The following is an 18,117-nucleotide window of genomic DNA, read 5'->3' as shown; positions in this document are numbered from 1 at the left end:
CCTTATCGATGGGCCTGGATCGAAGCCAGGACACCCGCTACAAACAACACGCACGCCAGCCACTGCATTGAAGCCGGCCAGTGCGCATTCCAGAGAAAACCGTAGAGCAGGCCAAACACCGTCTCGCTCACGATGAGCTGCCCCGCAAGGCTGGCACTCAGGCGCCGGCTGGCCATGTTCCACAAGACCGACGCCACCCATGCCGCGCCAATCCCCGTGATCGCGCACACAGCGAGATACATGCCAAATCCAGGGCGTTCCACCATGCCCTGCAAGGGGCTGCCCGCCCACAACCACATCGGCAACGCGCCCAGGCCAGCAGCCACGCCCATCCAGTTGGCCCACATGGTGGAGTTCACTTCAGGGTGCTTGTGAAGCCAGCGCTTGTTGAGCAGTCCAAACAACACCCATGAGGCGGCGGCCAAACCTGCGTAAAAAACACCGAGCCACATCTGGCCACCCACGTTCACCGCGCCCAGGCCACGCGCCGTGGCCTGCATCATCAAGGCCATGCCCATCACGGTCAGGAGGAGCCCGGGAACCAACCTGCGCCAAAGCAGCCCCTCGGGTTTCCCCAGCAACATCATCCACAAAGGAATCGTGCCTATGACCAGCACCGGCAGTGTGGCGCCCGTGGTCTGAATCGCCAGCGACAGCAGCAGGTAGTAGCCCGTATAGCCCAGCACGCTCAACCAGAGAGCCGCACCGGCTTGCCGCCAGGTGGGCCAGATGCGCTGACCACGCAAACCCGACCACGCCATCAGCAACATCGACACCAGCGCGCAGGCAAGGTACCGCCCCACCGTGATGTCCACAGAGCTGAAGTTCGGCGCCATCAAAGGCGCCACAAAAGCCATGCCCCAGAAGGCGCCCGCACCGAGGCCTGCCAGAACGCCGGTGACCATGCCGGGCGGAAATCCTGGCGTTACCGAAGTCGCTGTCGAACTCAAATTATTTCAATCAAGAAAGGGGAAGCAAAACCCAGGATGCCGCGAAACCGGCTCCGCCGGGCCGCCAGCATCGCCCCCTGGGGGGTGACGCCTCAGGCGGCGCAGGGGGGAACAAATTCAGGCTCCAAATCCATCGTCTGCGGCGATCACCGCGCCATTGACAAAATGGCTTTCGGCCGCGCACAGCATCACCAGCACAGCGTCGAGATCCGAGGGCTTCCCGATGCGTTTGCGCGGCAGCATCTGGATCAGCTTCTGGCCCTGCTCGGTTTCCCAGTGGTGGTGGTTGATTTCGGTGTCGATGTAGCCCGGGCAAATCGCATTCACGTTGATGCCGTAGCGACCCCACTCCACAGCCATCGCCTTGGTCATTTGCACCACAGCCGCCTTGCTCATGCAATAGATGCCGATCTGCGGCAATACCTTCAGACCGGCCATTGAAGCGATGTTGATGATGCGTCCGCCCACATAACTGCCCGGTGCCGAACCCTTGGCGCGGGCCAGCATGCGCTTGGCGACCTCCTGAGCCACGAAAAAGGCACCCTTGGTATTGGTGTTCAAGACAAAGTCGTAGTCTTCTTCGGTCACGTCCTGCAGACGCTGCGTGGTGCTCACGCCCGAGTTGTTGATCAGGATGTCAATCGGCCCGACCTCGGTCTCGGCGTGGGCAATGGCTGCTTTGATGGACGCCAGATCGGTGACATCCAGCGCCACCACATGGGCATCCCCACCCAACGATTCGATCTCGGCGCGCAAGGCCATCAGACGGTCGGTGCGGCGACTGGCCAACACCACCGCTGCGCCCGCTTTGGCCAGTGTTTTGGCAAACTGCTCGCCCAGCCCGCCCGACGCACCCGTAACCAAAGCCACGCGACCCGACAAATCCAAGGTGTAAGACATGCAAATTCCTTCTGAAAAGCCCAAAACAGCCACGCCAGAGCCAACGCGGCACATGCGACACCGATTGTGCGCGTTTGACCTCTAAAATCGGTCGCAGGCAAGACAATGGGTGTCTGGCTCGCAACAACTGAAGCGAACCTTTCTGACCCCATTGTCCACATCTATTTCTGACAGCGAGACAAGCACCCATGAGCCCTCAAGACATCCTCAGCACCTACGGCCCCCGCGAAGCCATGGAATACGACGTGGTGGTCGTCGGCGGCGGTCCCGCAGGCCTCTCCACCGCCATCCGCTTGAAGCAGCTCGCGGCAGAAAAGGGCAGCGAGATCAATGTGTGCGTCCTGGAAAAGGGCTCCGAGCCGGGTGCCCACATCCTGAGCGGCGCCGTGATGGACCCCAAGGCTTTTACCGAGTTGTTTCCCAACTGGAAAGAACTCGGCGCGCCGCTGAACCAACCCGTCACCGGTGACGATCTGTTGATCTTGAGCGAATCCGGCGCCAAGCGCACGCCAGACTTCCTGATGCCGCGCAACTTTGACAACCACGGTTGTTATGTCATCAGTCTGGGCGCCGTCACCAAATGGATGGGCGAACAGGCTGAAGCGCTGGGCGTTGAAATCTTCCCCGGCTTCACCGGCGCCGAAGTGCTCTACAACGACGACGGTTCGGTCAAAGGCGTGGCCACCGGCAATCAGGGCGTGGGCAAGGACGGCGAGCCCATGGACAGCTTCCAGATTGGCATGGAGCTGCACGCGAAATACACGGTGTTCGCCGAGGGCGCGCGCGGCCATCTAGGCAAGCAGCTCATTGCGAAGTACAAGCTCGACCAAGGCACCGATGCGCAAACCTTCGCCATCGGCATCAAGGAACTGTGGGAAGTGCCGGCCGACAAGGCCAAGCCAGGCCTGGTCGTGCACACCGCTGGCTGGCCATTGAACGACGACGCTTTTGGTGGCGGTTTCCTGTACCACCTGGAAGGCAACAAGGTCACGCTGGGTTACGTCATCGGGCTGGACTATGAAAACCCCTGGATGTCGCCTTTTGAAGAAATGCAGCGCTGGAAAACCCATCCTTCCATCAAGGCCCACATCGAAGGCGGCAAGCGCATCTCTTATGGCGCACGCGCCCTGAACAACGGCACGCCACAAGCCCTGCCCAAACTCGTGTTCCCCGGCGGTGCCATGGTCGGTTGCAACGCAGGCTTCCTGAACGCAGCCCGCATCAAGGGCAGCCATGCGGCCATCAAGAGCGGCATGCTCTGCGCCGAAGCCGCGTTTGAAGCCGTCGCTGCCGGCCGCCAGGGCGACGAACTTGCGGCCTTCACCGAAGGCTTCAAAAAGAGCTGGCTGTTTGATGAACTCTGGACCTACCGCAACTTCAAGAACTGGTTCAAGAAGAGTCCACTCATGGGCAAACTGATGACCGGTGTGGAGCACTGGTTCCTGCCCAAAGTGGGCGTGGCCACCCCACCCTGGACACTGCACAACACCGTCAAGGACCACACCAAGCTGCGTCCCGCAGCCGAGATGCCCCAGATCAGCTACCCCAAGCCCGACGGCAAGCTGACCTTCGACCGTCTTTCCAGCGTGTTCGTCTCCAACACCAACCACGAAGAGCAGCAGCCAGCCCACCTGACGCTGAAAGACGCCAGCGTGCCGGTCAACATCAACCTGGCCAAATACGCAGGCCCTGAGAGCCGCTACTGTCCGGCCGGCGTCTACGAGTTCGTGAAAACCGACGACGGCAAAGACCGCCTTCAGATCAACGCACAGAACTGCGTGCACTGCAAGACCTGCGACATCAAGGATCCGACGCAAAACATCGTCTGGGTCACCCCTGAGGGCGGCGGCGGTCCGAACTACGCAGGCATGTGAAACACGGCCCCGACCGTTGAACAAGAAGCCGCCCCTGGGCGGCTTTTTCGTCGCCGTCACCCGAGCAGCGCCCTCAGCGCGCCGCAAACAACCCGAGTTTGAATGCCCCCCCAACCCATGTCAGTCGCCGCCAAACACCCCGCAACCCCGCTCAGTCCCGATATCCAGGAGCGACTGGCAATGCTCGCCAGCGGCCCGCGCCGCCTGCTGGGCATCGTCGGCCCACCAGGCTCGGGCAAATCCACCCTGGCCGCCGCACTTGCCGAACACCTCGGCCCGCGCGCCCAGGCGGTACCCATGGACGGCTTTCACCTCGCCCAGGTTGAGCTCGAGAGGCTGGGGCGTGCCCAGCGCAAAGGCGCGCCCGACACCTTCGACGCCGCCGGTTATGCCGCCCTGCTCGGGCGCCTGCGCGCCCAGGCCGATGGCGAAGTGGTCTACGCGCCCGATTTCCGACGGGCAATCGAAGAGCCGGTGGCGGGTGCGCTGCCGGTCTTTCCCGAAACCCCGCTGGTCATCACCGAAGGCAACTACCTGCTGCTCGACGAGCCCGCATGGCGTGCGGCAGCAGCGCACCTTGACGAAGTCTGGTACCTGCAAGTCGAGACCGGCTTGCGCCTGGAGCGGCTGGCGCAAAGGCACCAGCAATTTGGCCGCAGCCGTGCCGAAGCCCTGGCCTGGATCGCCCAGACCGATGAACCCAACGCGCGCCGCATCGAAGCCTGCCGCACCCGCGCGCACCGCCAGCTTGTCTGGGACACCGCCCATGGTGGCTATGCGTTGATGCGCTGACAGCCCAGCCGGTCGACCGGTTTTTCACACGGTCGACACAATGGCGCGGCAGAGTGATGGTTTCGTCGTTGGAACCCAAGAACATGCTGAACAAGACCGATAAAGGCCGGCAAGAACTCAGCCCAGGCAAGCGCACGCTGGGCCAGCGAGAAAGGGCCATCCTGCTCATGGCCGACGGCAAAAAACCGGACGCCCTGCTGGCCCAGTTGTTTGGCGGTCAGGGGCGCCAGCTCATCCAGGCCCTGCTTCAGAGCGGCCACCTGCACCACCCGGCCCCACCAGCGTCCCAGATCCCAAACCACAACAAAGAGCCCGCGCCGGCGGCCCCCTCCAAGCCCGACCCGCGCGCGACTGCGGCCAAAACCCATGGTGAACCGTTCACCGGCCAACGGTCCCTCGCCACCGCCCGGATGTTTCTCTTCGACCTGAGCGAGCGGCTCTTCGCCCCCCGCGACCCCTCCTTGGCGCACCACTACCGCAATGCCCTGCGGGAAGCACGCGATGGTGAGGCCATGCTCAAGGTCGGGCGCGACATCATCAGCAAGGTCGAAACGCTGGCGGGCAGCGAACGGGCGGATGGCATCAGCGAGCGCCTCGCCAAGCTGCTGCCCGAAGGGCTGCTCGCCCAGCCGGCCTGAATCACGCCAGCCGGGGAACAATCGGGCGGGTCACAAACGATGTCCTGTGCCAAGACAGGTCATCGGCGCCAAAGCGCAAGCGCCCGCCCAATTAGCCCCCCGGAAAACACAATGTGATACTGACCGCCGACGCGGCCGACTGTTTCGCCGCGCGATTTCAGGAGCCACATGACCGCCAAGCGCCCCAACATTCTCTTCATCATGGCCGACCAGATGGCCGCACCCATCCTGCCGCTGCACCAGGCAGATTCGCCGATCCGGATGCCCCATCTGAGCGCGCTGGCCGCCGCCGGCACCGTGTTCGAATCGGCCTACTGCAACAGCCCGCTCTGCGCTCCCTCGCGCTTCAGCCTGGTCACCGGCCAGCTCCCTTCCAAAATCGGCGCCTATGACAACGCCGCCGATCTTGCCGCCGACACCCCCACCTACGCGCACCACCTGCGCATCCTCGGCTACCGCACCGCCTTGTCCGGCAAGATGCACTTTTGCGGGCCCGACCAGCTGCACGGCTATGAAGACCGGCTCACCAGCGACATCTACCCCGCCGACTACGGCTGGTCGGTCAACTGGGACGCGCCCGATGTGCGTCCCACCTGGTACCACAACATGGCCTCGGTGTTGCAGGCCGGTCCCAGCGTGCGCAGCAACCAGCTCGACTTCGATGAAGACGTGGTGTTCCGCGCCCGCCAATACCTGTACGACCACGTGCGCAACACACCCGGGCAGCCGTTTTGCCTCACGGTGTCGATGACGCACCCACACGACCCGTACACCATCCCGGCCGAGTACTTCGACCGCTACACCGACGAAGACGTGCAGATGCCGCGCGTCAACATCGATCAGGACCAGCTCGATCCGCATTCACAGCGCGTGGCCAAGGTCATCGACATCTGGGGCCAGTCCATGCCCGAAGAAGCCGTGCGCCAGGCTCGCCGCGCCTACTACGGCGCCTGCAGCTACATCGACGACAACATCGGCAAGCTCGTCAAAACGCTGGGCGAATGCGGCCTGGCCGACGACACCATCATCGTGTTCTCCGGCGACCACGGCGACATGCTCGGCGAGCGTGGCCTCTGGTACAAGATGCACTGGTTCGAAATGTCGGCCCGGGTGCCCATGGTCGTGCACGCGCCTGGCCGCTTTACCCCGGGCAAGGTGGGCGCGTCGGTCTCGACCATCGACCTGTTGCCCACTTTCGTCGAAATGGCCGGTGGCCAGGTGGACACCCGGCTCGCGCTCGACGGCCGCTCCCTGATGCCCCACCTCAGGGGTGAAGGCGGACACGACGAAGTGATTGGCGAATACATGGGCGAAGGCACCAATGCGCCGCTGGTGATGATCCGCCGGGGTGATTTCAAGTTCATCTTTTCCGAGCAAGACCCCTGCCTGCTGTTCAACGTGGCCCAAGACCCCGATGAACTCAAGAATCTGGCCGATGCGCCTGAACACGCGGAGCGCCGCAACGCCTTTCTGACCGAGGTCAGGCAGCGCTGGGATTTGCCCGCCATTCATGCGCAGGTCCTGGCCAGCCAGCGCCGCCGCCGCTTGATTGCCGAAGCCATGACCAGGGGCCGACTCACCAGTTGGGACCACCAACCCATGGTCGACGCCAGCCAGCAATACATGCGCAACCACATCAATCTGGACGATTTGGAGCGACGGGCCCGCTTTCCGGTGGTCTGACGCTGCCGGCTGAGGGTAAAATTCTGCGTGTCAGGAGAGAAATCTGGTTCAGGACATGGCCAGATTCGCCGAAGGCGCAGAGAATGACAGCGGGCTGCTCGGTTCGCCCGCTTCTTGAACGCTCAGGCAAAAGGACTGGCAACCACCGCCCTGACCGGCGGTGTCCCCCACTGGAGAGAGGCGCTCACCAAGAGCGCCCACCGAAGGAGCAAATGCGGCATCGCCCGCGTGAATCTCTCAGGTAAAGCGGACAGTGAGGCAGCCCACGGATGAACCGTGGCCGCCCAATTTTGGGCATGCCTCCATTTCAATGTCTGAAAGTCCGCCATGTCCGACACCTCCGAACTGCTCCACACACCCCTGCACGCCCTGCACCTCGAACTCGGTGCCCGAATGGTGCCCTTCGCCGGCTACAGCATGCCGGTGCAATACCCCATGGGCCTGATGCAGGAACACCTGCACACCCGCAACGCTGCCGGCCTGTTTGATGTTTCCCACATGGGCCAGTTGCGCCTCGTCGGCGAAGACGCTGCCGCCGCATTCGAAACCCTGATGCCGGTGGATGTGGTCGGCCTGGGTATCAACAAGCAGCGATACGGCCTGCTGCTCAACGAAGAGGGCGGCATCATCGACGACCTGATGTTCGTCAACCGGGGTGAGGATATTTTTGTCATCGTCAACGGCGCCTGCAAACACAGCGATCTGGCCCACATCAAGGCCAGCATCGGCAGCCTGTGCCACATCGACGCCCAATTTGATCGCGCCCTGCTTGCGCTGCAGGGCCCACAAGCCGTGACCGCCTTGCAGCGCCTCTTGCCCGGCGTTGAAAATTCCGTCTTCATGACCGGCGCGGCCTTCGAATGGGCCGGCGGCGACCTTTACGTCACCCGCAGTGGCTACACCGGTGAAGACGGTTTCGAAATCTCCCTGCCCGCCAACATCGCCACCGATTTCGCCCGTGCCTTGCTGGCCCAGCCCGAAGTCAAACCCGTGGGCCTGGGCGCGCGCAACTCGCTGCGCCTGGAAGCGGGCCTGTGCCTGTATGGCCAGGACATCGATACCACCACCACGCCCGTGCAGGCCGGCCTCAACTGGGCCATGCAAAAGGTGCGCCGCACTGGCGGCGCGCGCGCCGGCGGATTCCCTGGCGCCGAGCGCGTGCTGGCGCAGCTCGATGGCACCGATCCCCTGATGAAGAAACGCGTGGGCCTGATCGCGCAGGAGCGCATCCCCGTGCGCGAACACGTCGAGCTGCAATCGCTGGACGGCACCGTCATCGGCGAAGTGACCAGCGGCCTGCTCGGCCCCAACATCGACAAGCCGGTGGCCATGGGCTATGTAAGCCCCGAGCACGCCACCATGGGCACCCGCATCAACGCCATCGTGCGAGGCAAAACTGTGCCCATGGAAATCAGCGCCATGCCATTCGTGCCCAACCGCTATTTCCGAGGCTGAGCGTGCAGATTCGCCCTGCGCTGGCCGGCGACGCTTCAAGCATCAGTGCCCTGATGCTGGGTGAAGCGCGCCACATCACGCTGCAGCCTGACGGCCAGGGCGCTGAATCGATCCTGGATTCCATGCGCGAGCCCGCTGTCGCCGCCAATGTGGCATCGGACAGGTTCGCCTATTGGGTCGCCGTGCAAGACAGTCGGGTGCAAGGGGTCATCAGCCTGCGAGATGGCAGCCACCTCTATCAGATGTTCGTGCCTTCAGACCTGCACGGACAGGGCATTGGCCGACAGCTCTGGCAACACCTGCTCACCACGCTGGCCGACAAGCCACACACAGAGGCCATCACGGTCAAGGCCAGCACCGGCGCCGTTCCGGTTTACCAGCGCTTCGGCTTTGCCGCGACCGGTGTTCGCACCGAATCGAATGGCGTCGCCTACGTGCCGATGATTTTCAATTTTTCCACTTCCACACAACAGGAGCCCTGACATGACCACCAAGTACACCGAAGACCACGAATGGATCACCGTGGACGGCGACATCGCCACCGTGGGCATCACCGTCCACGCGCAAGACGCTTTGGGCGATGTGGTGTTTGTTGATTTGCCCGAAGTGGGCAAGTCGTTTGAACAAAAAGACATCGCTGGCGTGGTCGAGTCCGTGAAGGCAGCGGCCGACGTATACATGCCCATCAGCGGCGAGATCACCGAAGTCAACGAAGCCCTGCGCGCCGATCCTTCCCTGGCCAACAGCGATCCGATGAACGCAGGCTGGTTCTTCAAAGTCAAGCTGTCGGCGCCTGCGCAGGTCGATGCCTTGCTCGACGAAACCGCATACGCCGCATTCGCGGCCTGAATTTGGTCCACCCCTGCCGCGCTGCGCGCGACCCCCTCAAGGGGGCGGCGCTGGCGGCCCGGCGAAGCCGGTTCCGCGGCGCCCTGGATTGGCGTTGTAGCGCGCGAGCTGGGTCGCGTTTGACCCTGCACATTTTTCTTCAATTGCCCCCTTGCCACAAGGTAACGCCATGACGACGTCCTCCGCCCACGCTCTGCGCGATCTCGAAAATCCTTCCGAATTCATTGCCCGCCACATCGGCGTGAGCAGTGCCGAGGAAGCCCACATGCTGTCCGTGATCGGTGAGGCTTCGCGCCGCGCCCTGATCGACAGCATCGTGCCGCGCTCGATTGCGCGCAGCACGGGCATGGACCTGCCACCGGTTGCGGGGGAGGCGGCGGCGCTGGCAGAGCTCAAGGCCATTGCGCAAAAGAACCAGTTGCTCAAGAGCTTTATCGGCCAGGGCTACTACGGCACCCATACGCCAGGTGTGATCCTGCGCAACGTGCTGGAAAACCCCGCCTGGTACACGGCCTACACGCCCTACCAGGCCGAAATTTCGCAAGGCCGCATGGAGGCCCTGGTGAACTTCCAGACCATGGTGACCGACCTCACCGGCATGGACATCGCCAACGCCTCCATGCTCGACGAAGCCACGGCTGCAGCCGAGGCCATGACGCTGGCGATGCGCTCGGTGAAGTCCAAAGGCATGACCTTCGTGGTGGCCGGCGACGCCCACCCGCAAACCATCGAGGTCATCCAGACCCGCGCGGCGCCACTGGGCGTCACGGTCAAGCTGGCCAACTCGGCAGAAGAGTGGCTCGCCGCCCTGGACGGTGACGACTACTTCGCCGTGCTGGCGCAGTACCCCAGCACCAGCGGCCGCATTGACGATCTGCGCGCCGATGTGACCAAAGTGCATGGCAAAAACGCCGCCTTCGTCGTGGCCGCCGATCTGCTCGCGCTGACCCTGCTCGTGCCCCCGGGTGAATTCGATGCCGACATCGTGGTCGGCACCACCCAGCGTTTCGGCATGCCCATGGGTGCGGGTGGCCCACACGCTGCCTACATGGCCTGCCGCGATGCCTTCAAGCGCTCATTGCCCGGCCGCCTGGTGGGGGTGAGCATCGACGCCCACGGCCAGCCCACCTACCGCCTGGCGCTGCAAACGCGCGAGCAACACATCCGCCGCGAAAAGGCCACGTCGAACATCTGCACGGCGCAGGTTTTGCCCGCCGTGGTCGCCAGCATGTACGCCGTGTACCACGGCCCCCAGGGCCTGACCCGCATCGCACAGCGCGTGGCCTCATACACCGCCATCCTGGCCAAAGGCCTGGAGCAATTGGGCTGGACCGCCACGTCCACCTCGTCTTTCGACACCCTGACCTACAAGTGTGGCGAGCAGGCCCAGCCTCTGATGGCCAAGGCGCGCGGTGCCGGCGTCAACCTGCGTCTGTCCTGGAACGAATACGTCAGCATCTCGCTCGACGAAACCACCACCCGCGAAGACATCGCCTTGTTGTGGAACGTGTTCGCCGCCCACGGCCAGGCCCTGCCCAACTTCGTGGAATTTGAAAACGGCATCGAGCCGCGCATTCCTGCCGCCCTGCGGCGCACCAGCGCCTTCCTGACGCACCCGGTTTTCGACAGCCACCACTCCGAAACCGGCATGCTGCGCTACATCCGCGCGCTGAGCGACAAAGACCTCGCGCTCGACCGCAGCATGATCCCGCTGGGCAGCTGCACCATGAAGCTCAACGCCACCAGCGAGATGATCCCCATCACCTGGCCCGAGTTCGCCAACGTGCATCCGTTTGCGCCCGCCGATCAGCAGTTGGGCTACGCCGAGCTCGACGAGCAATTGCGCGCCTGGCTCTGCCAGGCCACGGGTTACGCGGGCATCAGCCTGCAGCCCAACGCAGGCTCACAGGGTGAATACGCCGGCCTGCTGGCCATCCGCGCCTTCCACGCATCCAAAGGCGAAAGCCACCGCAACATCTGCCTGATCCCCTCCAGCGCCCACGGCACCAACCCTGCCAGCGCCCAGATGGTGGGCCTGACCGTGGTGGTGACCAAGTGCGACGAGAACGGCAACGTGGACATGGCCGACCTGAAGGCCAAGTGCGAACAGCACAGCGCCAACCTCGCCGCCGCGATGATCACCTACCCGTCCACCCATGGCGTGTTCGAGACCACGGTCAAAGAACTGTGTGCCCTGGTGCATCAGCACGGCGGCCGTGTGTATGTGGACGGCGCCAACATGAATGCGCTGGTGGGCGTGGCCGCACCGGGCGAATTCGGCGGCGATGTGAGCCACCTCAACCTGCACAAAACCTTCTGCATCCCCCACGGCGGTGGCGGCCCCGGCGTGGGCCCGGTGTGTGTGGTGGAAGACCTTGTGCCTTTCCTGCCCGGTCATGCAACCAGCGGTTTGAAAAGCGGCGTGGGCGCGGTGAGCGCAGCGCCCTTGGGCAATGCCGCCGTGTTGCCCATCAGCTGGATGTACATCCGCATGATGGGCGCCGAGGGCTTGAAGCACGCCACGGAGACGGCCATCCTGAGCGCCAACTACATCAGCAAGCGCCTCAAAGACCACTACCCCACACTGTACGCATCGGCCAACGGCCACGTCGCCCACGAGTGCATTCTCGACCTGCGCCAGTTAAAGGAAACCAGCGGCGTGATGGCCGAAGACGTGGCCAAGCGGCTGATGGACTACGGTTTCCATGCGCCCACGCTGAGCTTCCCCGTGGCCAACACCTTGATGGTCGAGCCCACCGAAAGCGAAACACTGGAAGAGCTGGACCGCTTCATAGCCGCCATGATCGCGATCCGCAACGAAATCCGCCAGGTCGAAGCGGGCGAATGGCCGCAAGACGACAACCCGCTGAAAAACGCGCCGCACACCGCCGCGAGCCTGCTGACCAGTGAATGGGCCCACCCCTATTCGCGCGAAGTCGGCGCGGCCAGCACGTCCACCCGGGCCAACCAGAAGTACTGGCCACCCGTGGGCCGTGTCGACAACGTGTATGGCGACCGCAACCTGTTCTGCAGCTGCGTGCCGATCAGCGAACTGGCTTGACCCAAGAAGGGGCTTTGCGCTTTGCAAGGCCCCATCTACAATCCCCCATCGATCGGGAGAGACTGGACGGCCAAGCCGCACCAGCGCCGAAGGAGCAACCGCCCCGGAAACTCTCAGGCAAAAGGACCGATTGATCATTTTCCATCTCTGAAGAGCAACCAGGTTCGTCGCCCGGTTCACCGCAGGAGCAAGCAGCGCATCAACGTGCTGTGAATCTCTCAGGTTCCAAACAGAGGGGGCGTGTGCCGCGCATGTTGCGAGGCACACCCAACCCTTCTGACGTCTGGAGCTTTTCACATGAAATCAATCGCCGTCATTGGCGGTGGCATCACCGGTGTCACCACAGCCTACGCACTCGCCAAGCGCGGATTCCAGGTCACCCTGTTTGAACAACATCGTTATGCCGCGATGGAAACCTCGTTCGCCAACGGTGGCCAGCTCTCGGCCTCCAACGCCGAGGTGTGGAACCACACATCCACCATCCTCAAGGGCCTGAAGTGGATGCTGAAGAGCGACGCCCCTTTGCTGGTCAACCCCAAGCCCAGCTGGCACAAGATGTCGTGGTTTGCCGAGTTCATCGCCAACATCCCGAACTACCGCACCAACACCATTGAGACAACCAAGCTCGCGATCGCCGCGCGCGACCACCTCTTCGCCTGGGCCGAGGCCGAGGGCATTGACTTCGATCTGAAGCGCCAGGGCATCCTGCACATCTACCGCGACAAAAAGGGCTTCGACCACGCGGCCGAGGTATCCAAGATGCTCGCTCTCGGCGGCCTGCCCCGCCGCGCGGTCACGCCGGAAGAAATGCGCGCCATCGAGCCCGCTCTGGCTGGCACCTACTTTGGCGGCTTCTATACCGAGAGCGATGCCACCGGCGATATCCACAAGTTCACGGTCGGTCTGGCCGCCGCCGCCGAGCGCCTGGGGGTGAAGTGCCTCTACGGTCAAGATGTGACCGACCTGCACAGCGATGGCGCTCAAGCCACGGTCACCGCCCACGATGCCGAAGGCGCACACACCCGGACCTTCGATGGCCTGGTGGTTTGCGCCGGCGTTGGCAGCCGTGACTTCGCGGCCCAGCTCGGCGACCGCGTCAACGTGTACCCGGTCAAGGGCTATTCCATCACCGTGAGCCTGCCCGACGCCGCCAGCCAGCAAGCCGCCCCCACCGTGAGCCTGCTTGATGACGAAACCAAACTCGTCACCAGCCGCCTGGGTCTGGACCGCTTTCGCGTCGCCGGCACCGCCGAGTTCAATGGCGCCAACCGCGACATCCGCGCCGACCGCATCCGCCCGCTCACCGAGTGGGTCAACCAGTGCTTCCCCGGCATCAACACCCGCCAGGTCGTGCCCTGGGCGGGTTTGCGCCCGATGTTGCCCAACATGATGCCGCGCGTGGGCGCCGGCCAGCGCGCCAATGTGTTCTACAACACCGGCCACGGGCATCTGGGCTGGACGCTGTCGGCCGTCACTGCGGATATGGTGGCCGAGCAGGTGCACCAGGCCAGCCGCCTGCGCTCGCCCGTCGCCGCGCCCGGTATGCTCACTGCCTGACACAACCATTCCTGGAGCCCGCATGGCCATCTCCTCCTTTGATCTGTTCAAGATCGGCATTGGCCCCAGCAGTTCTCACACCGTGGGGCCCATGCGCGCCGCGCGGCTCTTCGTCGGCGGCCTGCAGGCCAGCGGCCAGCTCGATCAAACAGCGCGTGTGGTGTGTTCGCTGTACGGATCCCTGGGTGCCACCGGCAAAGGACACGGATCAGACACGGCCGTGATGCTGGGCTTGGCAGGGCACGAGCCCGACACGGTGGATGTCGGCCTCGTGCCCGCCTTGCTGGCCCGGGTGCGCGAGACCAGCCGCATCCTGCTCGCAGGCACGCACGACATCGCCTTCAAAGATCGGGACGACCTGCTGTTTTTCCGCCGCGAAACCCTGCCCTTCCACACCAACGGCCTGCGCCTGCAAGCCTTTGATGCGACCGGGGCGGAACTGGTGAACCGGGTGTTTTACTCGGTGGGCGGCGGGTTCGTGGTGAGCGAAGAGGTCGCGGCCGACGGCAGCAAGATGAAAGCCATCGCGCCCGACGCCACCGTCTTGCCTCTGCCCTTTCGCAGCGGCGAAGACCTGCTGGTGCTCACCCGGCAACACCGATGCAGCATCGCCGATGTGATGCGCACCAATGAGCGCCATTGGCGCACCGACGAAGAGATCGACAGCGGTTTGCTCAACATCTGGCGCGTGATGCAGGAATGTGTGGTCCGGGGCTGCAACACGCCCGGTATTCTGCCCGGTGGCTTCAAAGTCAAGCGCCGTGCGCCCCAGCTGTACGCCGATTTGTGCAGCCACCCGGAAGCGGCTTTGCGCGATCCCTTGCAGGTGCTCGACTGGGTCAACCTCTATGCGCTGGCCGTCAACGAAGAGAATGCTGCGGGTGGCCGCGTGGTCACCGCGCCCACCAACGGCGCCGCCGGCATCGTGCCCGCTGTCTTGCATTACTACACGCGCTTCGTGCCTGGTGCCAGCAACAAGGGCGTGATCGACTTTCTGCTCACCGCTGCGGCCATTGGCATTCTGTACAAAGAAAACGCCAGCATCAGCGGCGCTGAAGTGGGTTGCCAGGGCGAAGTGGGCGTGGCCTGCTCCATGGCAGCGGGCGCGCTCTGCGCCGTGATGGGTGGCACGCCAGAACAGGCCGAAAACGCCGCCGAAATCGGCATGGAGCACCACCTCGGCATGACTTGCGATCCAGTGGGCGGCCTGGTGCAAATTCCCTGCATCGAGCGCAACGCCATCGCCTCGGTCAAGGCCATCAACGCCGCCCGCATGGCTCTGCGCGGCGACGGCGTCCACCATGTCAGCCTCGACAAAGTCATCAAGACCATGCGCGAGACCGGCGCCGACATGAAGACCAAATACAAGGAAACCGCACGCGGTGGTCTGGCCGTCAACATCGTGGAGTGCTGAAGCGCCGTCGCGACACCCCGACCGGGGTGCCTGAACGGCCAAACTTGCCAGCCCACTCAGAGGGGCCGACCGCCCTTCACTGCCCGTTCGATGACCGCCCGGAGGCCCTCCATCGCGCCCAGCTTGGAAACAATTTCCTGCACTCCGGCCTCAGCGTACTGCAACTGCAAAGTCTCGTCGGCGAAGCCTGAAGCGATCGCCACCGGCAGGTTCTTTCGGATCTCGCGCACCTCGCGCGCCACATCGAGTCCAGACATGCTTGGCATGTTGTAGTCCGTGATGACCACGTCAAATGCCTGCGGATCAGCGCGAAGCACCTCGAGGGCCTGAAGGGGGTCGGAGTAACCGGTGACCCGATAACCGTGCGGCTCCAGCAAGCGCTTGGCCAGAACCACCAAGGATTCCTCGTCATCGATATAGAGCACCCTCTTGTTGGCGCCTCCCGCTGACACAGGTGCCTTCGCCTCCTCTTGCTCCTCCACCTGCGCCGGTTGTTTCAGGGCCATTGGCAGGTAAAGCGTAAACACCGTGCCCTGACCGAGCTGGCTTGCAACCTCGATGGTGCCGCCGTGCGACTGAGTGATGCCGTGCACCACGGAAAGCCCCAAACCCGTGCCACTGCCGACAGGCTTGGTGGTGAAGAAAGGCTCGAAAATCCGATCTTTCGTGGCGGCATCCATGCCAGGTCCCGTGTCGGACACCGCGAGCCGAACGGTACGTCCAGGGCGCTTGGCGTGCAGGGCCAGCAGAGACGGATGGCGCTTGGCATACGAGGCATCGAGCTCCACGCAGTCAAGGCGAATTTCAATGCGCCCTTTTTGTTCACCGATAGCCTGCAGCGCATTGGTGCTCAGGTTGATCAGGATCTGCTCGATCTGCCCGGCATCGGCCATCACAGCCGGCACATCGGGATCGCAGTCCACAAAAATCGACAGGCGCGCTGGCAGCGCCGCCGAAAGCAGCCGAACGCTCTCCCGAACCACCGGTGCCAAATCGATCGGCACATACTGGGTCGCCTGGCGGCGGCTGAAAGACAGAATCTGCTGCACCAGATTGCGCGCCCGGGTGCTCGCCTTTTGAATCTCCGCCAGACTTTGTTGGGCCAGCTCATTGGCGCCAACGTCCTCCAGCGCGAGTTGCGTGTTGCCCTGAATCACAGCGAGCGCGTTGTTGAAATCGTGTGCGATGCCTCCCGCCAGCGTACCGATGGCTTCAATCTTTTGGGATTGGCGCAACTGCTCTTCGATCGCTGACTTTTCCTGCTCTGTCCGGAGGCGTTCGGTGATGTCGCGCAAGACCACCGTGAACAACTGTGCGTCGCCCACCTTGCCATGCGAGATCGAGGCCTCGAGGGGAAACTCCTGGCCATCTGCCCGAACGCCCATGACCGGGCGGCCCCCCATCGTGGGCTTTGCCCGGGCCTTGTCACCCGCAAAACCGGCCATGTGCCGGCGGTGATCGACGCGAAACCGGTCGGGAATGAAGCGCTCCAGTGGCAGGCCCAAGGCCTCGCTCCGCGACAATCGGAAGATCGCCTCGGCCGCCGGGTTAAAAACGACAATTTTCTGCGTGGCATCCACGGTGATGATGGCGTCCAGCGCCATGTCAACAATGCCCGCCAAACGCATTTCGCTTTCCAGCAGTTTCTCCTCAGCCTGCCTGCGGTCCTGGACCACCAAGGCACTGGGCACCAGATGGCTCACCTGACCCGACCCATCCAGAACGGGTTGCAAAGAGAAGTCGACCCAGGTGAGGGTTCGTTCGTCCTCCCCGCAAATCTGCATGTCAAACCGGCTCGGTATGCCCTGGGAGGCAAGTTTCACCGCTTGCCGCATCTGCTGTTTCGTCAGTTCGGAGTGCCTGAACCAGGGAGCCAGTTCGATTGGCTGATTGGCCACCTCACTCCAGCGCACATGCCCTACCGCCATGGCAGATTGATTGACCATGAGCACCCGCCCATCGGGGGTCAGCAAGCCAACAAACACGTTGGGCCCAAACCCGTCCACCACCCGGCGCACCATCGCATCGCTCTCAGGAACTTCATGCACCACCTGTTCGTGACTGGCGGCATCCCAACGGTAGCCAGGCTTTCTCGAGGCGATACCCAGATCGCCAAGCTCAATCCTGGCTGGGTTCGCAGGTGCTTCGGCTGGGATCAGTGTGAGTTGCAAAGCCCACTCGCTATTTGAACCCACAGCGACCGCCATCCTCAACTGCACCACAAACGGCGAACCGCTTTTGTGCATCATTCTCAACTCACAACCAGTCGCCTCCGAATGAACCACCTGCGGGCTTTCAACACCAGCTTCCTGCAACACCGATTGAGTCAATTGGAGGAACGCACCCTCGTCTTCGCCGACGATGAACTGGGAAAACGGTCTATTGAGAAGCAAGCTGCGCTCCAGTCCCAGTATGGAGGCCGCCATGGCATTGCATTCCAGAACAAGCCCTGCCGCATTGACTGTGCAATAGCCTAGGGGCGCCATGTCATACAAAAAGGCATGCCGGGCTGTCAAAGCTTCTTGTGATCGGAGCAGTTCATGATTCTGCCGATCAAGTTCGATCTGGTGAACAGCCAAATCAATTAGCAATGCCTTGATCGACACGGCATTCCCTGCCTCTGGCGTCTCTGCGTCCATGGCTTTCAACGCAGCCTCCACCCGCAGACGAAGCTGGGCAGAAGAATCAAATTTGTTCATTAAAAACATCCATTGGCTGACTTCTTTGATGGCGAGGGGGGCGAAAGTCCCGTTTGCTTTCCTGACTCCATCGAGCCTAGACTGGGTTCGCCTGTCCATTGCGAGCAAAAGCAGTCGGCTGGCCAGCCGCCTCGGTCAGAAAGGTGGCGAAATCAGGGCCTCGATGATCTCACTTTGTCGGCAGATTCTCGGTGAAATGGAGGACATCAGCTTTACCGCGTGGCCCATGCTTGCCACGGCTTTTC

General features: G+C 63.1%; 13 protein-coding genes and 3 riboswitches. Of the genes, 10 read left to right on the top strand and 3 right to left on the bottom strand.

The window, feature by feature from the left end; translation table 11 throughout:
* Window positions 1–2: 2 nt before the first annotated feature.
* Both LPB072_RS08325 and LPB072_RS08320 read right to left on the bottom strand, forming a co-directional pair.
* Window positions 3–905, bottom strand: coding sequence for a DMT family transporter (locus tag LPB072_RS08325; RefSeq protein WP_066094056.1), 903 nt, complete (start codon window positions 903–905; stop codon window positions 3–5).
* A gap of 162 nt (window positions 906–1,067) precedes the next feature.
* Complete coding sequence (locus LPB072_RS08320) at window positions 1,068–1,850, bottom strand: SDR family oxidoreductase (protein ID WP_066094798.1); 783 nt, start codon at window positions 1,848–1,850, stop codon at window positions 1,068–1,070.
* A gap of 188 nt (window positions 1,851–2,038) precedes the next feature.
* On the opposite strand from LPB072_RS08320, the gene LPB072_RS08315 reads away from it, so the two are divergent.
* The 10 genes from LPB072_RS08315 (at window position 2,039) to LPB072_RS08270 (ending at window position 15,173) form a co-directional block, all read left to right on the top strand.
* Entirely contained in the window at window positions 2,039–3,724 is a 1,686-nt protein-coding gene (locus LPB072_RS08315; protein ID WP_066094053.1) for an electron transfer flavoprotein-ubiquinone oxidoreductase, read from the top strand.
* Window positions 3,725–3,841: 117 nt separating this feature from the next.
* Complete coding sequence (locus tag LPB072_RS08310; RefSeq protein WP_066094051.1) at window positions 3,842–4,516, top strand: nucleoside/nucleotide kinase family protein; 675 nt, start codon at window positions 3,842–3,844, stop codon at window positions 4,514–4,516.
* Between the two features lie 83 nt (window positions 4,517–4,599).
* Complete coding sequence (locus LPB072_RS08305) at window positions 4,600–5,154, top strand: hypothetical protein (protein ID WP_066094795.1); 555 nt, start codon at window positions 4,600–4,602, stop codon at window positions 5,152–5,154.
* 168 nt (window positions 5,155–5,322) lie between these two features.
* A complete protein-coding gene (gene betC, locus LPB072_RS08300; protein WP_066094048.1) occupies window positions 5,323–6,837 on the top strand; it encodes a choline-sulfatase in 1,515 nt (504 codons plus the stop codon).
* 21 nt (window positions 6,838–6,858) lie between these two features.
* A riboswitch (glycine riboswitch) is annotated at window positions 6,859–6,985 on the top strand.
* 12 nt (window positions 6,986–6,997) lie between these two features.
* Window positions 6,998–7,101: riboswitch (glycine riboswitch) on the top strand.
* A gap of 63 nt (window positions 7,102–7,164) precedes the next feature.
* Window positions 7,165–8,292, top strand: coding sequence for a glycine cleavage system aminomethyltransferase GcvT (gene gcvT, locus LPB072_RS08295; protein ID WP_066094046.1), 1,128 nt, complete (start codon window positions 7,165–7,167; stop codon window positions 8,290–8,292).
* Between the two features lie 2 nt (window positions 8,293–8,294).
* Window positions 8,295–8,774 (top strand): GNAT family N-acetyltransferase, encoded by a 480-nt coding sequence (locus LPB072_RS23115; RefSeq protein ID WP_082877088.1) that lies wholly within the window; start codon window positions 8,295–8,297, stop codon window positions 8,772–8,774.
* A 1-nt stretch (window position 8,775) separates the two neighbouring features.
* A complete protein-coding gene (gcvH, locus tag LPB072_RS08285) occupies window positions 8,776–9,141 on the top strand; it encodes a glycine cleavage system protein GcvH (RefSeq protein ID WP_066094043.1) in 366 nt (121 codons plus the stop codon).
* 169 nt (window positions 9,142–9,310) lie between these two features.
* Entirely contained in the window at window positions 9,311–12,202 is a 2,892-nt protein-coding gene (gene gcvP, locus LPB072_RS08280; RefSeq protein WP_066094040.1) for an aminomethyl-transferring glycine dehydrogenase, read from the top strand.
* A 43-nt stretch (window positions 12,203–12,245) separates the two neighbouring features.
* A riboswitch (glycine riboswitch) is annotated at window positions 12,246–12,341 on the top strand.
* 158 nt (window positions 12,342–12,499) lie between these two features.
* Entirely contained in the window at window positions 12,500–13,759 is a 1,260-nt protein-coding gene (locus LPB072_RS08275) for a D-amino acid dehydrogenase (protein WP_066094037.1), read from the top strand.
* 22 nt (window positions 13,760–13,781) lie between these two features.
* The gene (locus LPB072_RS08270; protein ID WP_066094034.1) at window positions 13,782–15,173 is read left to right on the top strand and encodes an L-serine ammonia-lyase; all 1,392 of its coding nucleotides are present in this window, start codon (window positions 13,782–13,784) and stop codon (window positions 15,171–15,173) included.
* A gap of 56 nt (window positions 15,174–15,229) precedes the next feature.
* Here LPB072_RS08270 and LPB072_RS08265 read toward each other — a convergent pair whose 3' ends face one another.
* Complete coding sequence (locus tag LPB072_RS08265; protein ID WP_082877087.1) at window positions 15,230–17,971, bottom strand: ATP-binding protein; 2,742 nt, start codon at window positions 17,969–17,971, stop codon at window positions 15,230–15,232.
* Window positions 17,972–18,117 lie beyond the last annotated feature (146 nt).

Source organism: Hydrogenophaga crassostreae (assembly GCF_001761385.1).
Taxonomy (GTDB): Bacteria; Pseudomonadota; Gammaproteobacteria; order Burkholderiales; family Burkholderiaceae_C; genus Hydrogenophaga; species Hydrogenophaga crassostreae.
The sequence above is the reverse complement of the archived record's forward strand: the minus strand, read 5'-3'. Positions and strand labels throughout refer to the sequence as shown.